The 16,378-nt window shown below is 66.2% G+C and carries 18 protein-coding genes and 1 riboswitch; of the genes, 10 read left to right on the forward strand and 8 right to left on the reverse strand.

Annotated elements, in window-relative coordinates; translation table 11 throughout:
• The first annotated feature begins 78 nt into the window (after positions 1-78).
• The 3 genes from ACFVJ5_RS05505 (at position 79) to ACFVJ5_RS05515 (ending at position 3,289) form a co-directional block, all read left to right on the forward strand.
• Positions 79-1,548 (forward strand): long-chain fatty acid--CoA ligase, encoded by a 1,470-nt coding sequence (locus ACFVJ5_RS05505; protein WP_379219789.1) that lies wholly within the window; start codon positions 79-81, stop codon positions 1,546-1,548.
• 47 nt (positions 1,549-1,595) lie between these two features.
• On the forward strand, positions 1,596-2,453 hold the full coding sequence (locus tag ACFVJ5_RS05510) for an alpha/beta fold hydrolase (RefSeq protein WP_379218664.1): 858 nt from the start codon (positions 1,596-1,598) through the stop codon (positions 2,451-2,453).
• A gap of 230 nt (positions 2,454-2,683) precedes the next feature.
• Complete coding sequence (locus ACFVJ5_RS05515) at positions 2,684-3,289, forward strand: hypothetical protein (protein ID WP_379218665.1); 606 nt, start codon at positions 2,684-2,686, stop codon at positions 3,287-3,289.
• Between the two features lie 141 nt (positions 3,290-3,430).
• Here ACFVJ5_RS05515 and ACFVJ5_RS05520 read toward each other — a convergent pair whose 3' ends face one another.
• The 3 genes from ACFVJ5_RS05520 to ACFVJ5_RS05530 form a co-directional block, all read right to left on the reverse strand.
• Positions 3,431-3,781, reverse strand: a complete 351-nt coding sequence (locus tag ACFVJ5_RS05520) for an Lsr2 family protein (protein WP_379218666.1) — start codon at positions 3,779-3,781, stop codon at positions 3,431-3,433.
• Positions 3,782-3,986: 205 nt separating this feature from the next.
• Entirely contained in the window at positions 3,987-4,388 is a 402-nt protein-coding gene (locus tag ACFVJ5_RS05525; protein ID WP_379218667.1) for a hypothetical protein, read from the reverse strand.
• The gene (locus tag ACFVJ5_RS05530; RefSeq protein WP_379218668.1) at positions 4,385-4,687 is read right to left on the reverse strand and encodes a hypothetical protein; all 303 of its coding nucleotides are present in this window, start codon (positions 4,685-4,687) and stop codon (positions 4,385-4,387) included. The genes ACFVJ5_RS05525 and ACFVJ5_RS05530 overlap by 4 nt, the downstream gene beginning before the upstream one ends.
• Positions 4,688-4,751: 64 nt before the next feature.
• On the opposite strand from ACFVJ5_RS05530, the gene ACFVJ5_RS05535 reads away from it, so the two are divergent.
• The 4 genes from ACFVJ5_RS05535 (at position 4,752) to ACFVJ5_RS05550 (ending at position 8,610) form a co-directional block, all read left to right on the forward strand.
• Positions 4,752-5,420 (forward strand): TetR/AcrR family transcriptional regulator, encoded by a 669-nt coding sequence (locus tag ACFVJ5_RS05535; protein WP_379218669.1) that lies wholly within the window; start codon positions 4,752-4,754, stop codon positions 5,418-5,420.
• A 124-nt stretch (positions 5,421-5,544) separates the two neighbouring features.
• Positions 5,545-6,345, forward strand: a complete 801-nt coding sequence (locus ACFVJ5_RS05540; protein ID WP_379218670.1) for a helix-turn-helix domain-containing protein — start codon at positions 5,545-5,547, stop codon at positions 6,343-6,345.
• Positions 6,346-6,701: 356 nt separating this feature from the next.
• Positions 6,702-8,351, forward strand: coding sequence for an alpha/beta hydrolase (locus tag ACFVJ5_RS05545; protein WP_379218671.1), 1,650 nt, complete (start codon positions 6,702-6,704; stop codon positions 8,349-8,351).
• Positions 8,352-8,379: 28 nt separating this feature from the next.
• Complete coding sequence (locus tag ACFVJ5_RS05550; protein ID WP_379218672.1) at positions 8,380-8,610, forward strand: hypothetical protein; 231 nt, start codon at positions 8,380-8,382, stop codon at positions 8,608-8,610.
• 36 nt (positions 8,611-8,646) lie between these two features.
• On the opposite strand, the gene ACFVJ5_RS05555 is transcribed toward ACFVJ5_RS05550, so the two are convergent.
• Positions 8,647-9,480, reverse strand: coding sequence for an alpha/beta fold hydrolase (locus tag ACFVJ5_RS05555; RefSeq protein WP_379218673.1), 834 nt, complete (start codon positions 9,478-9,480; stop codon positions 8,647-8,649).
• 343 nt (positions 9,481-9,823) lie between these two features.
• Here ACFVJ5_RS05555 and ACFVJ5_RS05560 point away from each other — a divergent pair, with 343 nt between their 5' ends.
• Positions 9,824-10,399, forward strand: coding sequence for a hypothetical protein (locus ACFVJ5_RS05560; RefSeq protein ID WP_379218674.1), 576 nt, complete (start codon positions 9,824-9,826; stop codon positions 10,397-10,399).
• Between the two features lie 134 nt (positions 10,400-10,533).
• The gene (locus ACFVJ5_RS05565; RefSeq protein WP_379218675.1) at positions 10,534-11,193 is read left to right on the forward strand and encodes a DUF3159 domain-containing protein; all 660 of its coding nucleotides are present in this window, start codon (positions 10,534-10,536) and stop codon (positions 11,191-11,193) included.
• Here ACFVJ5_RS05565 and ACFVJ5_RS05570 read toward each other — a convergent pair.
• From ACFVJ5_RS05570 to ACFVJ5_RS05585, 4 genes are all read right to left on the reverse strand, one after another.
• Positions 11,140-11,979 carry an ABC transporter ATP-binding protein gene (locus tag ACFVJ5_RS05570; protein WP_379218676.1) on the reverse strand — a complete coding sequence of 280 codons (840 nt, stop codon included), beginning with the start codon at positions 11,977-11,979 and terminating at the stop codon, positions 11,140-11,142. The two genes, ACFVJ5_RS05565 and ACFVJ5_RS05570, sit on opposite strands and share 54 nt — an antisense overlap.
• A complete protein-coding gene (locus tag ACFVJ5_RS05575; RefSeq protein WP_379218677.1) occupies positions 11,972-12,811 on the reverse strand; it encodes an ABC transporter permease in 840 nt (279 codons plus the stop codon). Before ACFVJ5_RS05575 ends, ACFVJ5_RS05570 begins: the two co-directional genes overlap by 8 nt.
• Positions 12,789-13,811 carry an ABC transporter substrate-binding protein gene (locus tag ACFVJ5_RS05580; protein ID WP_379218678.1) on the reverse strand — a complete coding sequence of 341 codons (1,023 nt, stop codon included), beginning with the start codon at positions 13,809-13,811 and terminating at the stop codon, positions 12,789-12,791. The genes ACFVJ5_RS05575 and ACFVJ5_RS05580 overlap by 23 nt, the downstream gene beginning before the upstream one ends.
• Entirely contained in the window at positions 13,808-14,515 is a 708-nt protein-coding gene (locus tag ACFVJ5_RS05585) for a TenA family protein (RefSeq protein WP_379218679.1), read from the reverse strand. Before ACFVJ5_RS05585 ends, ACFVJ5_RS05580 begins: the two co-directional genes overlap by 4 nt.
• A riboswitch (TPP riboswitch) is annotated at positions 14,506-14,602 on the reverse strand. It overlaps the preceding gene by 10 nt.
• Before the next feature lie 165 nt (positions 14,603-14,767).
• On the opposite strand from ACFVJ5_RS05585, the gene gndA reads away from it, so the two are divergent.
• On the forward strand, positions 14,768-16,213 hold the full coding sequence (gene gndA, locus ACFVJ5_RS05590; protein ID WP_379218680.1) for an NADP-dependent phosphogluconate dehydrogenase: 1,446 nt from the start codon (positions 14,768-14,770) through the stop codon (positions 16,211-16,213).
• Positions 16,214-16,378 lie beyond the last annotated feature (165 nt).

Here is a 16,378-nt window from a genome sequence, read left to right on the forward strand (position 1 = left end):
GGCGATCCATGGGATCGCCGTCACAGCGGTGCGACGATTTTCGCGTTGTCGACCGCTTTCGTCCCCGAGGATCTGCCGATGCCCGCTCTGAGCGAGAACCTGCTCCACTCCGCGCTGCGCCACCCGAACCGGCCCGCGCTGCGCTCGGGTTCGGTCGTGCTGACCTATGACGAGCTCGAGGAGCGCACCGCTCGGGTCGCCGCGTTCCTGCGCGAGCGCGGTATCGAGCCGGGGGACCGGGTGGCGCTGATGCTGCCGAACGTGCCGGAATTCGTCGTGCTGTACTACGGCATCCTGCGATCGGGCGCCGTGGTCGTGCCGATGAACCCGCTGCTCAAATCGCGCGAGGTGGCCTATTACCTGCGGGATTCAGCGGCGGCGCTGCTGTTCGACTGGGTCGATGGACCGGGTGAGGGTCCGCATGGCGCGCGGGAAGCCGGCACGGCGGCGCTCACGATCGACGCCGACCTCTTGGCCGAGTTGATCGCCGGGCATGAACCCTGCCGTGACGACCGCTCGATCACCGCCGAGGAACCGGCCGTGATCCTCTACACCTCCGGCACCACCGGCACGCCCAAAGGCGCCGCGCTGTCGCATTCCGGGTTGGCCCACAACGCCGACATCTATTCCACGACCGTGCTCGATATCGGCACCGACGACGTGATCCTCGGCTGCCTGCCGCTGTTCCACACCTTCGGCCAGACCTGCGCGATGAACGCGGCGATCCGCAGCGGCGCCTGCCTGACCCTGGTACCGCGCTTCGAGCCCGCGACTGTCTTCGAGGCGATCGCGCGCGATGGTGTCACCGTGTTCGCCGGTGTGCCGACGATGTATTCGGCACTGCTACACGACCGGGGCGCCGCCGAGGCCGATGTCTCGACGTTGCGCCGTTGTGTCTCCGGCGGCGCCTCGCTGCCGGTGGAACTGTTGCACGGCTTCGAAAAGCGTTTCAGCTGTGTGATTCTCGAAGGATACGGGTTGTCGGAGACCAGTCCGGTGGTCGCGTTCAACCATGCGGGCCAGCCACGCAAACCGGGCTCGATCGGCACGCCGATCCGTGACGTCGAGGTCGAACTCGTCGACAACATCGACGGAATCGGCGAGATCGCGGTGCGTGGCCCCAACGTGATGCTGGGGTACTGGCGCCGCCCCGCCGACACCGCCACGGCGATCCCCGACGGCTGGTTTCGCACCGGTGACCTCGCCCGCCGCGACGAGGACGGCTACCTCTACATCGTCGACCGCAAGAAGGACATGATCATCCGCGGCGGCTACAACGTGTATCCGCGCGAGATCGAAGAAGTGCTCTACGAGCACCCCGAGATCACCCAGGCCGCGGTCATCGGCATCGCCGACGCGCATCTGGGCGAGGAGATCGTGGCCGCCGTCGCCCTGCGCGTCGGCGCGACCACGACCGGCGAACAGATCCAGGAATTCGTCCGGGACCGGGTCGCCGCCTACAAATACCCGCGACAGGTGTGGCTACTCGACGCCCTGCCGACCGGACCGACCGGCAAGATCCTCAAACGCGCCATCATCGGGCCGTGAAATCCGCTGTCGCACAATACTGTCCGCACATCACACAGGAGTGATCCATGTTCAGCTACCCCAGCAGTGACGGCACCACTCTCCACGTCCGGTCCTGGCTGCCCGCCGGCGGCGACGTCACCGGCGTGGTCCAGATCGCGCACGGCATGGGCGAACATGCCGCGCGCTACAGCCATCTCGCCGAACGTCTCGTGGCGCTCGGCTACGCCGTCTACGCCGCCGACCATCGCGGACACGGGCACAGCATGGCCGGTGCGCCCGGTGACCTCGGCGACAACGGCTGGAATCTGCTCGTCGAGGACATGACCGCGCTCACCGCGATCCTGCGCGAGATCCATCCCGATCGGCAGGTGGTGTTGTTCGGGCACAGCCTCGGCTCGTTCGCGGTTCAGCAGTACCTGCTCGATCACGACGCGCTGGTCGATGCCGCGGTCCTGTGCGGTACCACCGCGGTGGATGAACTGTTCGTCGAGATCGCCGCCGCCGAAGGCGATCTGCTCGCCCTGTTCAACCGGGAGTTCCAGCCGACCCGCACACCCGCCGACTGGCTCAGTCGCGACGAGGCCCAGGTCGATGCCTACCTGGCCCACCCATGGTGCGGATTCGAGATCGATGCGGTGAACATGGCATTGCTGGCAAAGCTGGGCAACGAACGGCTCGCCCGGCCCCGCGGCATCAGGACAGACCTGCCGCTGTATGTCATGGTCGGCGGCAGCGACCCGCTCAACGACGGTGTGCGACTGAGTGATCTGCAGGTGCAGCGCTACCGCGACGCCGGGCTCACCGACATCACCTACCGCGTCTACCCGAACGCCCGCCACGAAATCCTCAACGAGATCAACCGAGACGAGGTGGAGAACGACCTCATCGCCTGGATCGCACGGGACCGCGTGCCGGCGATCTAGGTGCCATCGCATCGACCTGAACGACGACGGCACCACGACTCAGGCCGGGACGTACTCGGCCGCCACGTCGAGAATCCAGGTCCGGGCCGCGCGGGACGTTCGGTGAGCAGGCCGCCGGAATAGAGGGGCGAGATCTTAGGATGGCGCGTGGGCCCGAGATGGTGGGCGCGGTCGAGATCGATGAGGAGCCGGTTGTGTCGGACACGTTTGTCGTTGCCGCTCGAATTCCTATGGGGCGACAGGCATTCGAGCAATGGCTGGAGACACCGGCGCCGGGGCCGGAGGCCATCGAGAATCACGGCGCGATGTTCGACGGGTGGTTCTGGGATGGGAAGGCGCCCGATTGGCGGCAGGCCGAGGAGGGGACGACGCCTCGGGAGTACTTCGCCGACTGTTTCGGGGAGGACACCGGTGGGCTGACCTATGTGCTGAGGTATCGGGCGGGAGCACTCGAGGCGTATCTGATGCACTTCGGATTCTGCGAGTCGAACATCTATACCGCGCTGGTGATGCTCGCCGCGGCGGGGCGGTTGAGCTCCGAGGTGGCGCCGAGCGCGGTGTTGTTCTGGGCCGAGACCAGCGGGTCGATGTTCGCGGCGGACTCGGATGGGTGGCTGGCGACGCTGTTGGTGGGCATCGACGGGTCGCGGTTCGCCGCCGATGTCGATCTCACGGCGACGATCGCGCAGTTGCGGCCGGCCGAGGCGAGCTACTTCGATCTGCTCGTCCGGTTGGCCGAGGTGCAGGAATCGGTCGGCGCCGACGGTGAGTCGAGATTCGCCGCGATCGCCCGCGATCCACGGTATGTGGATGCCGCGGTCCTCGCCGAGATCTGAACGGGGACGGTGTTGGACCCGGACGCTCGACTGTGCCCGGGTCACCTCGTCGCCGACAGCGAAGTCCACGGCTTCGCCGACCTCGAGAATCAGATCTGGCTCCACCGCCCGATCGAGCGGACTTCACCCCACGGACTTGCTTTATGCAGACGCTGCGTCATATGCGGCGATAACGTCTGCGGAGATCCGTCCGCGAGTCGACACAGTGTGGCCGTTGTTTCCGGCCCAAGCACGAATGGCGGTGAGATCGTTGCGTCGAATCGGCGTGCTCGCAGGGGTTTTCGCAGCGAGTCGACCGGTGGAAGTCTTGGTGCGTCCGATTCGGCGGGCATAGGGGAGCCACTGGTCGAACGTTTCGCGCAGCTTGGTGGCGTTGGTCTCGGACAGGTCGATTTCGTAGGCGACTCCGTCGATTCCGAAAGTGACGGTTTCGTCGGCTTCGGATGTGCCGTCGAAGTCGTCGATAAGGCTGACAATGATTTTGCGCGCCATGGGAATCCTTACTCATTCGGGTGCAGAGGTGTCCACGGATCGTAGTGGCCGAATGCGTGTCGAGCGCGCCCAGTGCCAGCGCACAGGCAGCAGAAGGGCGCGACGCCGAGACCACGCGCGTGGGTTCTGTTGTCGTGACCGACATGATGCACCGCAGAGTTGGCGGTGCGGCAGCCATGGGCGATGACGTCTTTTCTGGGCTGGGTCAATCCCCGATGCAGGATGCTCCCTCGATACCCACCGAGAGTTCGGATCCGTCGGCCGCTGTGACGGAGATGCTGGTGATGTCGTTCGTATAGGCGACCGCTGCTGCGGCACGGCAGATTCGGTGCGCGGTATCGGCGCCGGACGAGTCGTCGGCCAGCGTCGTCGCGATGACGACAGTGGTGCATTGGCCGGCTATCGAGATACCGGTAACACCGAATTCTGACACGGCGTCCTCGATACGGTCGGTATCGCCGCACGCTTCGTCGGTCGGCCGAATCGCCGCCGCGGACGTTTCTGCGGTAGTGACCGCATCAGAAGAGTCCGATCCGCAGCCGACCGCAACGCAGACCACAGCGCACACGGCGATCTGCCGCAACGCGCCGAAGCCGGCGCTGGTCACGTGTCCTTCGCGACCAGGAGCGAGCCTGTCGCGTGGACGACATCCAGGTGTTGAATCGTCGGCTCTCCGGGGCGGGTGCCCGCGAAGGCGGCGTCGACGGCGGGGTGGATGCGTTCGTCGAAGGCGTGAGCGCAATGGGCCTCGGACTCCCACACGTCGATGTAGCGCAGTCCGCCGTCGTCGCGGCGCACGCACAGGTGTAGTAGCGAGCCGTCGAGCGGTTCCGGACCCAGTTCTTCGATGATCCGGTTGTAGAGCTCCTCGCCGATAGGGACATCTTGAATGTAGGCGTAGACCATGGCCGGATCCCTTCCTGAATTAACCCGAATCAGTATCGGACGAATATTGGTAGAATAGGCGCCGATGAACGAGAACGTCAAGGTGGACAAGCGTCGATACAATGCCCCTCGGCGCGCCGCGCAGGCCGCGGATACGCGTCACGCGATCCTCGCGGCCGCGCGAGCGCTGTTCGTGGCGCGGGGCTATGCCGCCACCACGGTGGCCGAGATCGCCACGCACGCAGGTGTCTCCGTCGACACGGTCTACGCATCGATCGGACGTAAGCCGGTACTGCTCCGAGAGTTGGTCGAGACAGCTCTCTCCGGGACCGATCATGCGATCCCGGCTCGGCAGCGCGAGTACGTTCGTGCGATCCGAGAGGCGAACGGAGCCGAGGACAAGATCGCGATCTATGCCGACGCGCTGGTCGCCATTCAGCAACGCCTCGCGCCGATCTTCCTGGCGCTGCGCGAGGCGGCGACGACAGACGCGTCGTGCGCGCGCGTATGGGCTGAGATCAGCGAGCGCCGCGCCGTCAATATGCGTGAGTTCGCAGCAGACCTGCGCAGTACTGGGCAGTTGCGCGACGATCTGTCCGACGACGAGGTCGCCGACGTGATCTGGAGTATGAACGCCACCGAATACTGGGTACTGCTCGTCGGCGAACGCGATTGGACGGCAGAGCGTTTCCGTGACTGGCTGGCCGATGCCTGGATTCGACTGCTCCTGCGCGATCCGCCGATCGCGCGGTAGTGCCGCAACGGAAAGCGCCCTTGTCACCGGCCCGAACCTGCGTGTTCCGGGCCGGTAGCGTGCCGTGGTCGCTATCGTGCAGGGCGTAGGCAAGGCTCGAACGGGAGTGAGTGCCGTGAACCAAATGACCAGGTCGCATGATCCGGAACTGCTGACGCTGCCGACATTCGGCAGCTTCCTACGGTGGTTGCGTGACGATCGCCGAATGTCGCGCGAGCGACTGGCCGTGTCCGCAGGAGTCAGCGCCAGCTACGTCACCCACCTGGAGTGGGGTGACCGCGATCATCCAGCGCGTGCGGTCGTCGAATCCTTGGTCGACTGCCTGGGTCGAGCCCGTGCGTTGACGATGACCGAGCGACGGCACCTGTTCGACCTGGCAGGACTGCCGATCACATCGACCCCCACGGTTGACCAATTGCGCGCCCGAATCAGCGACGACGCGCTTCGCATACTCGATGCCCATCGTGGAGGAGTGGCGGGATATTTCGACGCCCGCGGCAATATCCTGGCGCTCAACAACGCCGCCCAGTCGATGTTGCCCGGGCTGCGCGTGGGGGAAAACGGGCTGCATTGGTTGTTCGGGAACGAGATTGCCCGGCAGGTCTTCGTCGACTGGGACGATGTCGCACAGGCGACGGTGAGCGGATTACGCGGCCGAATCGGCACTTTCGGCCACGCCGACTGGCCCGAGCAGCTTCTCGACGAGCTCGGTGCCTACCCGGAGTTCTGCGCGATATGGAACGCCGGAGAAGTGACGTTCACCTCGGAGCTGCCGCCGATCAGGCTTCGCGAGTCCGGGGCGGTACGACCGGTCGATCTCACTGTGCAGGTGTTCGACGTCGACGTCGTGGATTATCCGGGCTGGTTGCGCGCCTTTGTGGGGACTCGCCGCGACCTTCCCGTGGCGAGAGTGTCGATCGTGTAGCGGACCGAATTTTGACCACCATTGCCGTGGCTCGATGCTTCGGTAGTCGACCTCTACGTGTTGGCGCATTCCCGTGAATTTGCTCTGGCCAGTGTTTGTACCGGACGGGGCTACTACGTTTGACCTGTGTTCAGCTCACATGTCGGTGTCGATTGCCCGAATTCCGTATCGGGGTATCACCGGGTCGTATAGTTCACACCACTGAACGAACCCGGACCAGGCCTCGTGTCGGCCTGACCGCACGACAGAGCTGCACCGGGTTCGGCAGTGAATTCTGTGCGCCGGTGGATCCTTGGTCGAATCACAGGGGAACAAATGAATTCCACGCGTAGATATCTCCGATGTCGGATCGGCCGATGAGTAGCAGATCCGATGTCGCGATGCTGACCGGTCGGGGATCCCATTTCGGTGGCGTGGTGGGGGCGTTGGTATTGGTGTGGTTGTCGCTGACGCCGTCGCTGCTGCCCAGAGGACCGCTGTTTCAAGGAATCGTCACCGGTGCCGCGGCTGCCTTCGGATACGGACTCGGCGTCGCGGTCGGTGCCCTGATGCGGTGGATGTTGCAACGACAGCGCGGGCCTGCGCCGTCGCCGGCGTGGTGGGCGTTGGGCGTCGTGGCCTGCCTCGGGTCGGTCGCAGTGCTGGCCTGGTATGCCGATTGGCAAAGCGATCTGCGTTCGCTCATGGGCGTGAGCGGACTGGCATGGCACGCCTATCCGATCATCGTGGCGATCGCCGCCGTCGCGTTCGCGGTGTTGATCGCGCTGTCGCGGCTGTGCTGGGCGCTGTCGCGATGGGTCGGCGGACTGTTGGCACGGGTGATGCCGCCACGCGTCGCGGCGGTGCTCGGCGGTGTGGTGGTGGCCGCCGTCGCTGTCGCCGCGATCAACGGCGTGGTCGCGGACGTGGCGATGTCGATGCTCAACGAGACATTCAAGGCCGTGAACGACGAGACCTCGCCCGATACGGAGGAACCCGTTCTCGCGGAGCGTTCCGGTGGTCCCGGCTCGCTGGTGAGCTGGGACTCGCTGGGCAGGCAGGGGCGAATCTTCGTGTCCAACGGTCCCACCGCGAGCGACCTGGCCGCATTCAGCGGAAAGCCCGCGCGTGAGCCGATTCGCGTCTACACCGGCCTCGATTCGGCGGAGACCATCAGAGCCGAAGCAGATCTCGCGGTTGCGGAATTGCGTCGGGCCGGCGGATTCGAACGAGCGGTCCTCGGGATCGCCACCACCACCGGAACCGGGTGGATCAACGAGTCGACCGCCTCGGCAGTGGAGTATCTGGCCGGCGGGGACAGCGCGTTGGTGAGTATGCAGTACTCCTACCTGCCGAGCTGGCTGTCCTTTGTCGTCGACCAGGAACGCGCTCGACAGGCCGGTCAAGCATTGTTCGAGGCGGTGCACGCCGAATGGGACCTCTTGCCGGTCGATCGTCGGCCGAAGCTGGTCGTTTTCGGGGAGAGCCTCGGATCCTTCGGCGGTGAGGCGGCGTTCTCCGGCATCCAGGACATGGCGGCCCGTACCGACGGCGTCCTGTTCGTCGGTCCCACCGCCACCAACCCGGTATGGCGCGATGCCACCGCACGACGCGACCCGGGGTCGCCGCAGTGGCTGCCGATCTACCGCGACGGGCACACCGCGCGATTCGTCGCTGGCGCACCGGATCTCGCCCGCCCCGACGCCGTGTGGATCGCACCCAAAGTGGTCTATCTCCAGCACGCCTCCGACCCGATCACCTGGTGGACACCGCGACTGCTGTTCCAGAGACCTGACTGGCTCGACGAGGAACGCGGTCGCGATGTCTTACCGAGCACCCGCTGGATCCCGGTGGTGACGTTTCTGCAGGTGTCGGCGGACATGGCAGTCGCGGTCGATGTGCCGGACGGGCACGGCCACACCTTCCAGGCCGACATCGCCGATGCGTGGGTCGCGATCCTGTCACCGGCCGACTGGACCGTCGCCGACACCGAGCGTTTACGAGAGATCCTGCGTGGCGCCGAGTGAACGCCACCTCGTCGAAAGGAGGACTCCGATGAACGATGCCGCCGGTAAGAGGTCTCTGCTGAGTCGTGTGTCACCCACCCAATGGGTCGCCATCGGGTTGAGCATCTTCGCCGTCGTGTTCGTGTTGGAGAACAGGGGAAAGGTCTCTGTCGAAATCCTGCTGATCACGGTCACTTCCCCGATGTGGCTGATCCTGCTGGCGATGTTCGTCGTCGGCTGGATCGCCGGAGTTCTCACCACCCGTCGCGCCCGCAAATGAGTGTTCGGCCGGTCGTCGGTGCCGCGGCCGGCTCGGCTATCGAACCGAGTCCGCGGCTTCCGCGATGGTGTCGGCGACGGCGATCGGCTGGGAGACCAACGAGGCATGCGAGGAGCCGATCTCACGGGTGGTGGCCGCGGCGCGTCCAGCCATGAACCGTTGCGCGGCTGCGGGAATGACGCGGTCCTCACCCGAGATCAGGTACCAGTTGGGTGTGCTCGCCCACGAGGGTGAGCCGGAGGGTTCCAGATTGGCGGTCAGTGCCGCCGAGTGCTGGTGGGCGTACATGTTCGCGGCGGTGTCGGTGCTGACGTCCTGGGCGAAGATATCGTGAAAGTACGGTTCCACGATGTAGCCGTCGACATTCTTGCCCGCGATCCCGGTGGCGTCGTCCACGACCCGTACCTGCAGTGCGGGCGGGAGCAGTTGGCTGCCGGGGAACCGGATCGGGTCGAGCAGTCCGAGCACGAACTCGCCCTGTGCCGGGGCGAAGGCGGCGATGTAGACGTTGGCTTTGACCTTGGGGTCGTGGGTGTTGGTGATGACCGACCCGCCGTAGGAGTGCCCGACGAGCACAACCGGGCCGTCGATGGAGTCGAGCACGCCCTGTAGCGCCTGCGCGTCGTTGCGCGGCCCGCGCAGCGGGTTGTCCACTGCGACAACACGATAGCCGCGTCCGCGCAGCTCGGCGGCGACTCCGTCCCAGCTGGTGGCGTCGGCGAAGGCGCCGTGCACCAGAACGAGAGTGGGTTCGCCGGGGTCGGCGGTCGCGACTGCGGGGACGAACGGGCCGAGCGCGACAACCGTCGCTGCCACTACGCTCAGCATCCGGCGTCGGCGCGGATTCGGAACGTTGGTTGACGAGGACATGATCAGTTCACCCTTACTTTCGCTGAAATGGGTCCAGTTCGTAGTTCACCGGCACCGCGATGCGCGGTTGCGGCACCCGGACGAACCTGGCGGCATCGCGGGCGTCCATCGGTGTCTTTCACCGGCCCGGTGAGACCGACCGGACCGCACCCGGATGCAGTAGCGCGATGGCGGCATCGAGCAGGCGGGCCACCAGCTCGAGTCCCGAAAATACACCGCTGGACCCGACATCCGGACCGCGACATGCGACGACACCTGTCGCGGGATCGCGAATCCGACGTTCTCGCCCACGAGAAGTCGGCCGAGCGGTGGCCATGTCGGAGGTCGTTTCTACAATTTCGGCGTGACGCTCACCCTCGCCGACCTCGTCGGCTACACCGATCGTGGCCTCGATGCCGATCTTGCCCGCTGGTTCGGTGACGGCGAACCTGTCGTCGTCTCCGCCGAAACTCGTTCGGTGGAGCTATTTCTCGACCGACTGCCTCCGGCCGGCGCTGCCGCACTCGCGGCCTTCGACCGCCGCGTCCGCTCCGGTCGGCTGTCGCAGTTCCTCGACATCTTCGACTGGTCCTACGCTTTCGACTTCGCCGGCAACGGCTGCGGGATTCTCGATGAGGACTACACGACCGAACTGACCGACGAGGACGTGTTCTCTATCGGAGCCGACGGCGGCGGCAACCTCTACGTCGTGCTCACCACCGGTCAGGTCGCGGTGTGGTTTCACGAGGAAGAGGTCCTCGAGGACGGGACCCGCTTCGACAACCTCGACGTCTTTCTCTGGTCGTATGTGCGCTACCGAGCGGTCCGCGCGGGCAAGCTCGCCCTGTCCGAGGTCGAGGCCGACTTCACCGCGCTCGGCCAGGACGGCGCGCTGGCCGAGGACCTCGGGTTGCTGAGTCTGATGGCACCCATGTCGTGACAGATGTCATGGCGCATCCATGAGGTTGTCACTCGAAAAGGTGTTGGCGCGCACTGGTTTCCGGTGTCCGCGGCGACGAACGTGGGAGTTGTCCTCGCACGACACCTTTCTCGCGCAACAGCTTGGAGAGCACCATGATTCAGCCTGAATCCCACCGCGACGTCGACGAGTCCGCCGCCTCGCGTGTATCGACGGCCGATCCCACGCAGCGACTGGTCGACCAACTCGGCGGCACCACAGGAATGATCTACACGGCCATACCGGTCATTGCCTTCGTCGTAGCGAATGCGCTTGTGGCACTACCGATTGCCATCGGGTCTGCCGTCGCCGTCGCGGTAGGGCTCATGGGATTTCGGATCGTTCGCGGTGAGCCCGCTGTCCAGGCGAGCGGCGGACTCGTCGGGGTCGTCGTCGCCGGTGGCGTCGCCGCGTGGACCGGTTCGGCAGGCGGGTTCTTCCTGGTCGGCATCTGGGCCAGTCTGGTCGGTGCCCTTGTCGCACTCGTCTCGCTGCTGGCCCGTCGGCCGCTCACCGGGGTGCTGTGGAACATGCTGCACGGCAACGAGTTCGCCTGGCGGCAGGACCGCCCGTCACTGCGCGGGCACGATATAGCCACCCTCGCCCTCGCCGCGGTGTTCGCGGCACGCTACTTCGTCCAGAACTGGCTCTACGGCATCGAAGCCGACGGTTGGCTGGCCACCGCCAAGATCGTCATGGGAACCCCACTGCTGGCGCCGGCGCTACTGGTCGTGGTCTGGGCGTTTCGTCGCTCGACCAAGCGACTGCTCGAGTGAGCGACGCGACTCCTCGTGCAGGATCGCGAGGAGTTCTTCTTCCAGCGCGACGAATTCGGGGGCGGTGATCATGGACAGCCCGCGCGGGCGCGGCAGATCGATGCGCAGTTCGCGGCGCACGGTGGCCGGACGCGCCGACAGGACGATCACACGGTCCGACAGGTACACCGCCTCACGGACATCATGAGTGATCATCAGGACCATCCAGCGGTAGCGCTGCCAGACCTCTTGCAACCACGACTGCATCTCGGTGCGAGTCAACGAGTCGAGCGCTCCGAAAGGTTCGTCGAGCAGCAGCAATTCACGCTCCTGGACGACGGTGCGCAACAGTGCGGCCCGCTGTCGCATCCCGCCCGACAGCTGGGACGGGCGGGCGTCCTCGAAACCGGACAGGCCGAATACCGGGAACAGTTCGCGAGCGCGGCGCCTGGCCTCTGTTTTCGGGACACCCTGCACGCGCAAGCCCAGGATGGTGTTGTCGAGGACGGTTCGCCACGGGAACAGCAGGTCCTTCTGCGGCATGTAGGCACAGTGCGACGCGGTGTCCTCGCCGTCGGCCGCGCGGAAGCCGACGCTGCCGGAGTCGGGGGATTCGAGTCCGGCCAGCATGTTGAACACCGTGCTCTTGCCGCAACCGCTGGGGCCGATGACGGTGACGAACTCACCCGACCGGACCGTGAACGACACCCCACCCAACACCTCGAGGGCAGGGCTGCGCCGACCGAGCTCGGGGAACGACTTGGTGAGGTGGTCGACGACGATCCGGTCGCCTTCGGCGTCAGTCACGCCGGCTCCTGTTCTCCGTGCGCGCCCACGGCGCGACGAGGCGCTCGACCGCGAACGTCGTCAGGTAGAGCGCGATACTCAGCAGCGCGGTCACCAAGACGGCCGCCAACACCAGATCGGTGCGGAACGAATTCTTCTGCAGGCTCATGTAGATACCGAGGCCGACACTGGCGCCGACGTATTCGGCGAACACCGCACCGACGACCGCGTAGGTGATCGCGATCCGCAACGAGGTGAAGAACCGCGGCAGCGCGGAGGGCAGCCGCACATACCCGAACTCCTGCACGCGGGAGGCGCCCATGCTGCGCAGCAGCGCGCCCGCGTCACGGTCGGCCGCGGCGAACCCTTCGATCAGGCCGATGGCCATCGGGAAGAAGGTGACCAGCGCGACCACCAGGATCTTCGGCAGGAGACCGAACCCGAACCAGATGATCATCAGCGGTGCGATCGCGACGATCGGCACGGTCTGCGATGCCACGAACAGCGGCACCAACGCGCGCCGCAGCCAGGGCGAGAAGTCGACGATCACCGCCAGCACCCACGCCGCGCTCAGCGAGACCGCGAAGCCGATCAGCGTCACCTGCAAGGTGGCGGCCGCGTGGGTGGCGATCTCGTCGCGATGTGCCCAGCCCTGCTCGACCACGCGCACCGGCGAGGGCAGCACCTGCGGACGCACACCACTGGTGACGACATAGATCTGCCACACGGCCACGAGCACCGCCACGGTGACGATCGAGGGCACCGCCCACCGGATTCCTGCCCAGCGACCGGACCGGTCGCTGGGCAGGACTTCCGCGTCTACGGACCGGTCACGGGTTGGCAAGGTAGTCATCGGTGAAATACGTCGACCAGTCGGGTTCGGTGGTCAAAGGTTTGCCGTCGGGGCCGTTGAGCAGGCCACTGCGGTACAGGAATCGGGAATTCGCCGACCACTGCTCCACGGTCTGGGTGCCGACTCGCCCGTTCGGGTCTTTCATGAACTGCTCGGCCAGCATGCGCTGACTGTCGAAGACCAGCTTCTCGTCGTTGAAGGCGCCCGGGTTGGCGTCGATGAGGTCCTGGGCGGCGGCGTCCGGGTTGTCCGCGGCGAACTGGTAGCCGCGTTGCAGGGCCTGGACGAACTTCTTCGCGCGGTCCGGGTTCTCGGCGAGCCAGCCTTCGTTGGCATCGATCACGATGGCGTAGGAGTCCGGGAATCCGAAATCGGTGTAGCGGAAGTACTTCATCGGGGTGCCGTGGTGTTCGGCCTCGATGCCCTCCCACGCCAGATACGAGACGGTGAAGTCCGCTTTCCCGGAGTACACGGCCTCGTACGCCGACGATCCCAGCATGACGGAGGTGAATTCGCCGGCGCCGCCGTCGTTGCGGATGACCTGCGCGAGCGACTCCTTCTCACCCGGGTCACCGAAACCGGCGTAGGTCTTGCCGTCCAGATTCTTCGGGCTCGCGAGATCGGCACGGTCGGCGCGCACGCCGATCCCGGTCGCCCAATGCTGCAGGGGCGCGAGCACCGACTGGATTCGCGCACCCGAGGCGCGGGCGAACGTCGACGAATTGTGGGTACTGATCCCGAATTCCGCGTTCCCGGCATCGACCACCGTGTCGACCGAGGTGTTGTTGTACGGCAGCACCTGCACATCCAGACCGGCGTCGGCGAAGTAGCCGCGCTGCAACGCGACATACAGCCCGGAGTGGTTGGTGTTGGGCGTCCAGTCCAGCGCGAAGCGGATGGTCTGATCGGATCCGCCGCCCGATCCGCAGGCGGTGACCAGCGACAGGGTCGCGACGGTGGTTGCCATGACCGCGAGTGCGCGGCGAAGACGCCCGCTCATGCGGCAGGCCAGGGCTGCGGGTGCAGGGCGGTGTCCCAGAACATCAGTTCGTAGCGCACGGCGAGGACGAATGCCTTCTCCATCGCCGCTCGCTCACGCTCGCTCGCCGACTCGGCGGCGGCGTCGACCAGCGATCGAGCCGTGGCCGCGGCCTGCTGGAATTCTTCCGCGCCGTAGGTGGTGACCCACTGGGCATACGGGTGGGCGGCGTCGGCGGCGATCACCTTCGCGGCACTCTCGGCCAGACCGCGTCCCACGTCGGCATAGATCCAGAAGCAGGGCAGCGCGGCCGCCGCGGCGACGGCGTAGGACTCGGTCGCGGCGGCGGCGATCAGATAGGAGACATAGGCCAGGCAGGTCTGGGAATGCTCCGGCTCGCCCTGCCGCGGGGGCAGCGCTCCGCCGGTGAGCATCTGGTCGTGCATGGCCGACTCGACAGCGGCGGCGTTCGCCGACGAGGTCGCCCAGAAGGCCGCGGTCTGCGGGTCCGGTGACTTGGCGGCGAGAATCGCCAGCGCCTTCGAGTACCCGGTGAGATACAGCGAATCCTGTTCGATATAGGTCCGGAACACCTCGAGTGGCAAGGTGCCCTCGCCGAGGTGCCGCAGGAATTCGAGCTCATCGATCGCGCTCCGCAGGACCTTGGTCCGGTCCCAGAGGTGATCGGTGAACAGGCCGGTATTCGTGGTGTGGGCGTGCAACACCGTGACATCCCTTCGTCAGCATTACCTGAACAGGTTCAGCGGGTCTGTTCTCAGCCTCGCGGTCGCGAGACACCCCGTGTCAGAACTCGACCGACACTAGCAGCGACCGCCGACACGCGGGCCGGGCCCGGTTCGCCGTGTAGCCCCGGTCACGGTGGTAGGTGTTCGGCGGCGAACCGGCACCCAGTAACTTGCCTGCCAAGGAGTTCGTCTTCCGCACACATCGAACCGCCGAACGAAGAGAGCTGATCAATGTCGACCTCTACCGCGCGTGCACACATCGGTGTCACCGGCCTGGCAGTGATGGGCAGCAACATCGCCCGCAACTTCGCCAAGCACGGTTACACCGTCGCGCTGCACAACCGTTCCGTGGCCAAGACCGACGCGCTGCTCGCCGAGCACGGCGGTGACGGCGATTTCATCCGCACCGAGACCGTGGAGGAGTTCGTCGCGGCGCTGGAGAAGCCGCGGCGGGTGCTGATCATGGTCAAGGCAGGCGAGGCGACCGACACCGTCATCGAGGAACTGGCTGCCGTGATGGAGCCGGGCGACATCATCATCGACGGCGGCAACGCCCTCTACACCGATACGATCCGCCGCGAGGCCGCCATGGCCGACCGTGGCCTCAACTTCGTCGGGGCAGGCATCTCGGGCGGTGAGGAAGGTGCGCTCAACGGCCCCGCGATCATGCCGGGCGGGCCCAAGGAGTCCTACGAATCCCTCGGCCCGCTGCTCGAGTCGATCGCGGCGCAGGTCGACGGCACCCCGTGCTGCACCCACATCGGCCCCGACGGTTCCGGACACTTCGTCAAGATGGTGCACAACGGCATCGAGTACGCCGATATGCAGCTGATCGGCGAGGCATACCATCTGTTCCGTGACGCGCTCGGTTTCGACGCCGGGCAGATCGCGGACGTGTTCACGCAGTGGAACTCCGGGGACCTGGAGAGCTACCTGGTCGAGATCACCGCGCAGGTGCTCGCGCAGGTCGACGCGAAGACCGGCAAGCCGCTGGTCGATGTCATCGTCGACGCCGCCGAGCAGAAGGGCACCGGCCGCTGGACGGTCAAGTCCGCGCTCGATCTCGGTGTGCCGGTGACCGGCATCGCCGAGGCGGTCTTCGCCAGGGCGCTGTCGGGCTCGCGCGCCCAGCGCAAAGCCGCGGTGGGCCTCGCGTCGGGCACACTCGCCGACAAGCCCACCGATGTCGAGCAGTTCACCGAGGACATCCGGCAGGCGCTCTACGCGTCCAAGGTCGTCGCCTACGCACAGGGCTTCGACCAGATCGCCGCGGGCAGCGCCGAGTACGGCTGGGATCTGCGCCCCGGCGACCTGGCGACGATCTGGCGCGGCGGCTGCATCATCCGCGCTCGGTTCCTGAACCGGATCAAGGAAGCCTACGAGCAGGACCCCGCGCTGCCGAGCCTGATCCTCGCGCCGTACTTCCGCGAGGCCATCGAGACCGCGATCGACAGCTGGCGGCGCGTGGTGTCCACTGCCACCCTGCTCGGCATCCCAGTCCCGGCGTTCGCGTCCTCGCTGTCCTACTACGACGCACTGCGCGCCGAGCGCCTGCCCGCCGCGCTGACCCAGGGCCAGCGTGACTTCTTCGGCGCGCACACCTACGAGCGCATCGACGCAGAGGGCAAGTTCCACACGCTGTGGAGCGGTGATCGCAGCGAGGTCGTCGCGGACTGAGCGCTGGCCGCCGGTGTGGTGAATCTTGGGGTCGGCCAAGGGGAACCGAGGATTGACCCGCTGGTGGTTTGTCGCTGATGATGGTTGTGGGCCCAGGGCGGCAACCCGCCCCGCATCACTGACAAGTCCCGGATCGGGACGCAGGACGCGGGGCGGGTGCCGACC

It is taken from the genome of Nocardia sp. NPDC127606, assembly GCF_042671725.1.
Classification (GTDB): Bacteria; Actinomycetota; Actinomycetes; order Mycobacteriales; family Mycobacteriaceae; genus Nocardia.

What these genes read in the sequence shown, in the direction of transcription:
- ACFVJ5_RS05505 (WP_379219789.1), top strand. Translation starts at nt 79, where the DNA reads ATGCCCGCTCTGAGCGAGAACCTGCTCCACTCCGCGCTGCGCCACCCG.
- ACFVJ5_RS05510 (WP_379218664.1), top strand. Translation starts at nt 1,596, where the DNA reads ATGTTCAGCTACCCCAGCAGTGACGGCACCACTCTCCACGTCCGGTCC.
- ACFVJ5_RS05515 (WP_379218665.1), top strand. Translation starts at nt 2,684, where the DNA reads ATGGGGCGACAGGCATTCGAGCAATGGCTGGAGACACCGGCGCCGGGG.
- ACFVJ5_RS05520 (WP_379218666.1), bottom strand. Translation starts at nt 3,781, where the DNA reads ATGGCGCGCAAAATCATTGTCAGCCTTATCGACGACTTCGACGGCACA.
- ACFVJ5_RS05530 (WP_379218668.1), bottom strand. Translation starts at nt 4,687, where the DNA reads ATGGTCTACGCCTACATTCAAGATGTCCCTATCGGCGAGGAGCTCTAC.
- ACFVJ5_RS05535 (WP_379218669.1), top strand. Translation starts at nt 4,752, where the DNA reads ATGAACGAGAACGTCAAGGTGGACAAGCGTCGATACAATGCCCCTCGG.
- ACFVJ5_RS05540 (WP_379218670.1), top strand. Translation starts at nt 5,545, where the DNA reads ATGACCAGGTCGCATGATCCGGAACTGCTGACGCTGCCGACATTCGGC.
- ACFVJ5_RS05545 (WP_379218671.1), top strand. Translation starts at nt 6,702, where the DNA reads ATGAGTAGCAGATCCGATGTCGCGATGCTGACCGGTCGGGGATCCCAT.
- ACFVJ5_RS05550 (WP_379218672.1), top strand. Translation starts at nt 8,380, where the DNA reads ATGAACGATGCCGCCGGTAAGAGGTCTCTGCTGAGTCGTGTGTCACCC.
- ACFVJ5_RS05555 (WP_379218673.1), bottom strand. Translation starts at nt 9,480, where the DNA reads ATGTCCTCGTCAACCAACGTTCCGAATCCGCGCCGACGCCGGATGCTG.
- ACFVJ5_RS05565 (WP_379218675.1), top strand. Translation starts at nt 10,534, where the DNA reads ATGATTCAGCCTGAATCCCACCGCGACGTCGACGAGTCCGCCGCCTCG.
- ACFVJ5_RS05575 (WP_379218677.1), bottom strand. Translation starts at nt 12,811, where the DNA reads ATGACTACCTTGCCAACCCGTGACCGGTCCGTAGACGCGGAAGTCCTG.
- ACFVJ5_RS05580 (WP_379218678.1), bottom strand. Translation starts at nt 13,811, where the DNA reads ATGAGCGGGCGTCTTCGCCGCGCACTCGCGGTCATGGCAACCACCGTC.
- gndA (WP_379218680.1), top strand. Translation starts at nt 14,768, where the DNA reads ATGTCGACCTCTACCGCGCGTGCACACATCGGTGTCACCGGCCTGGCA.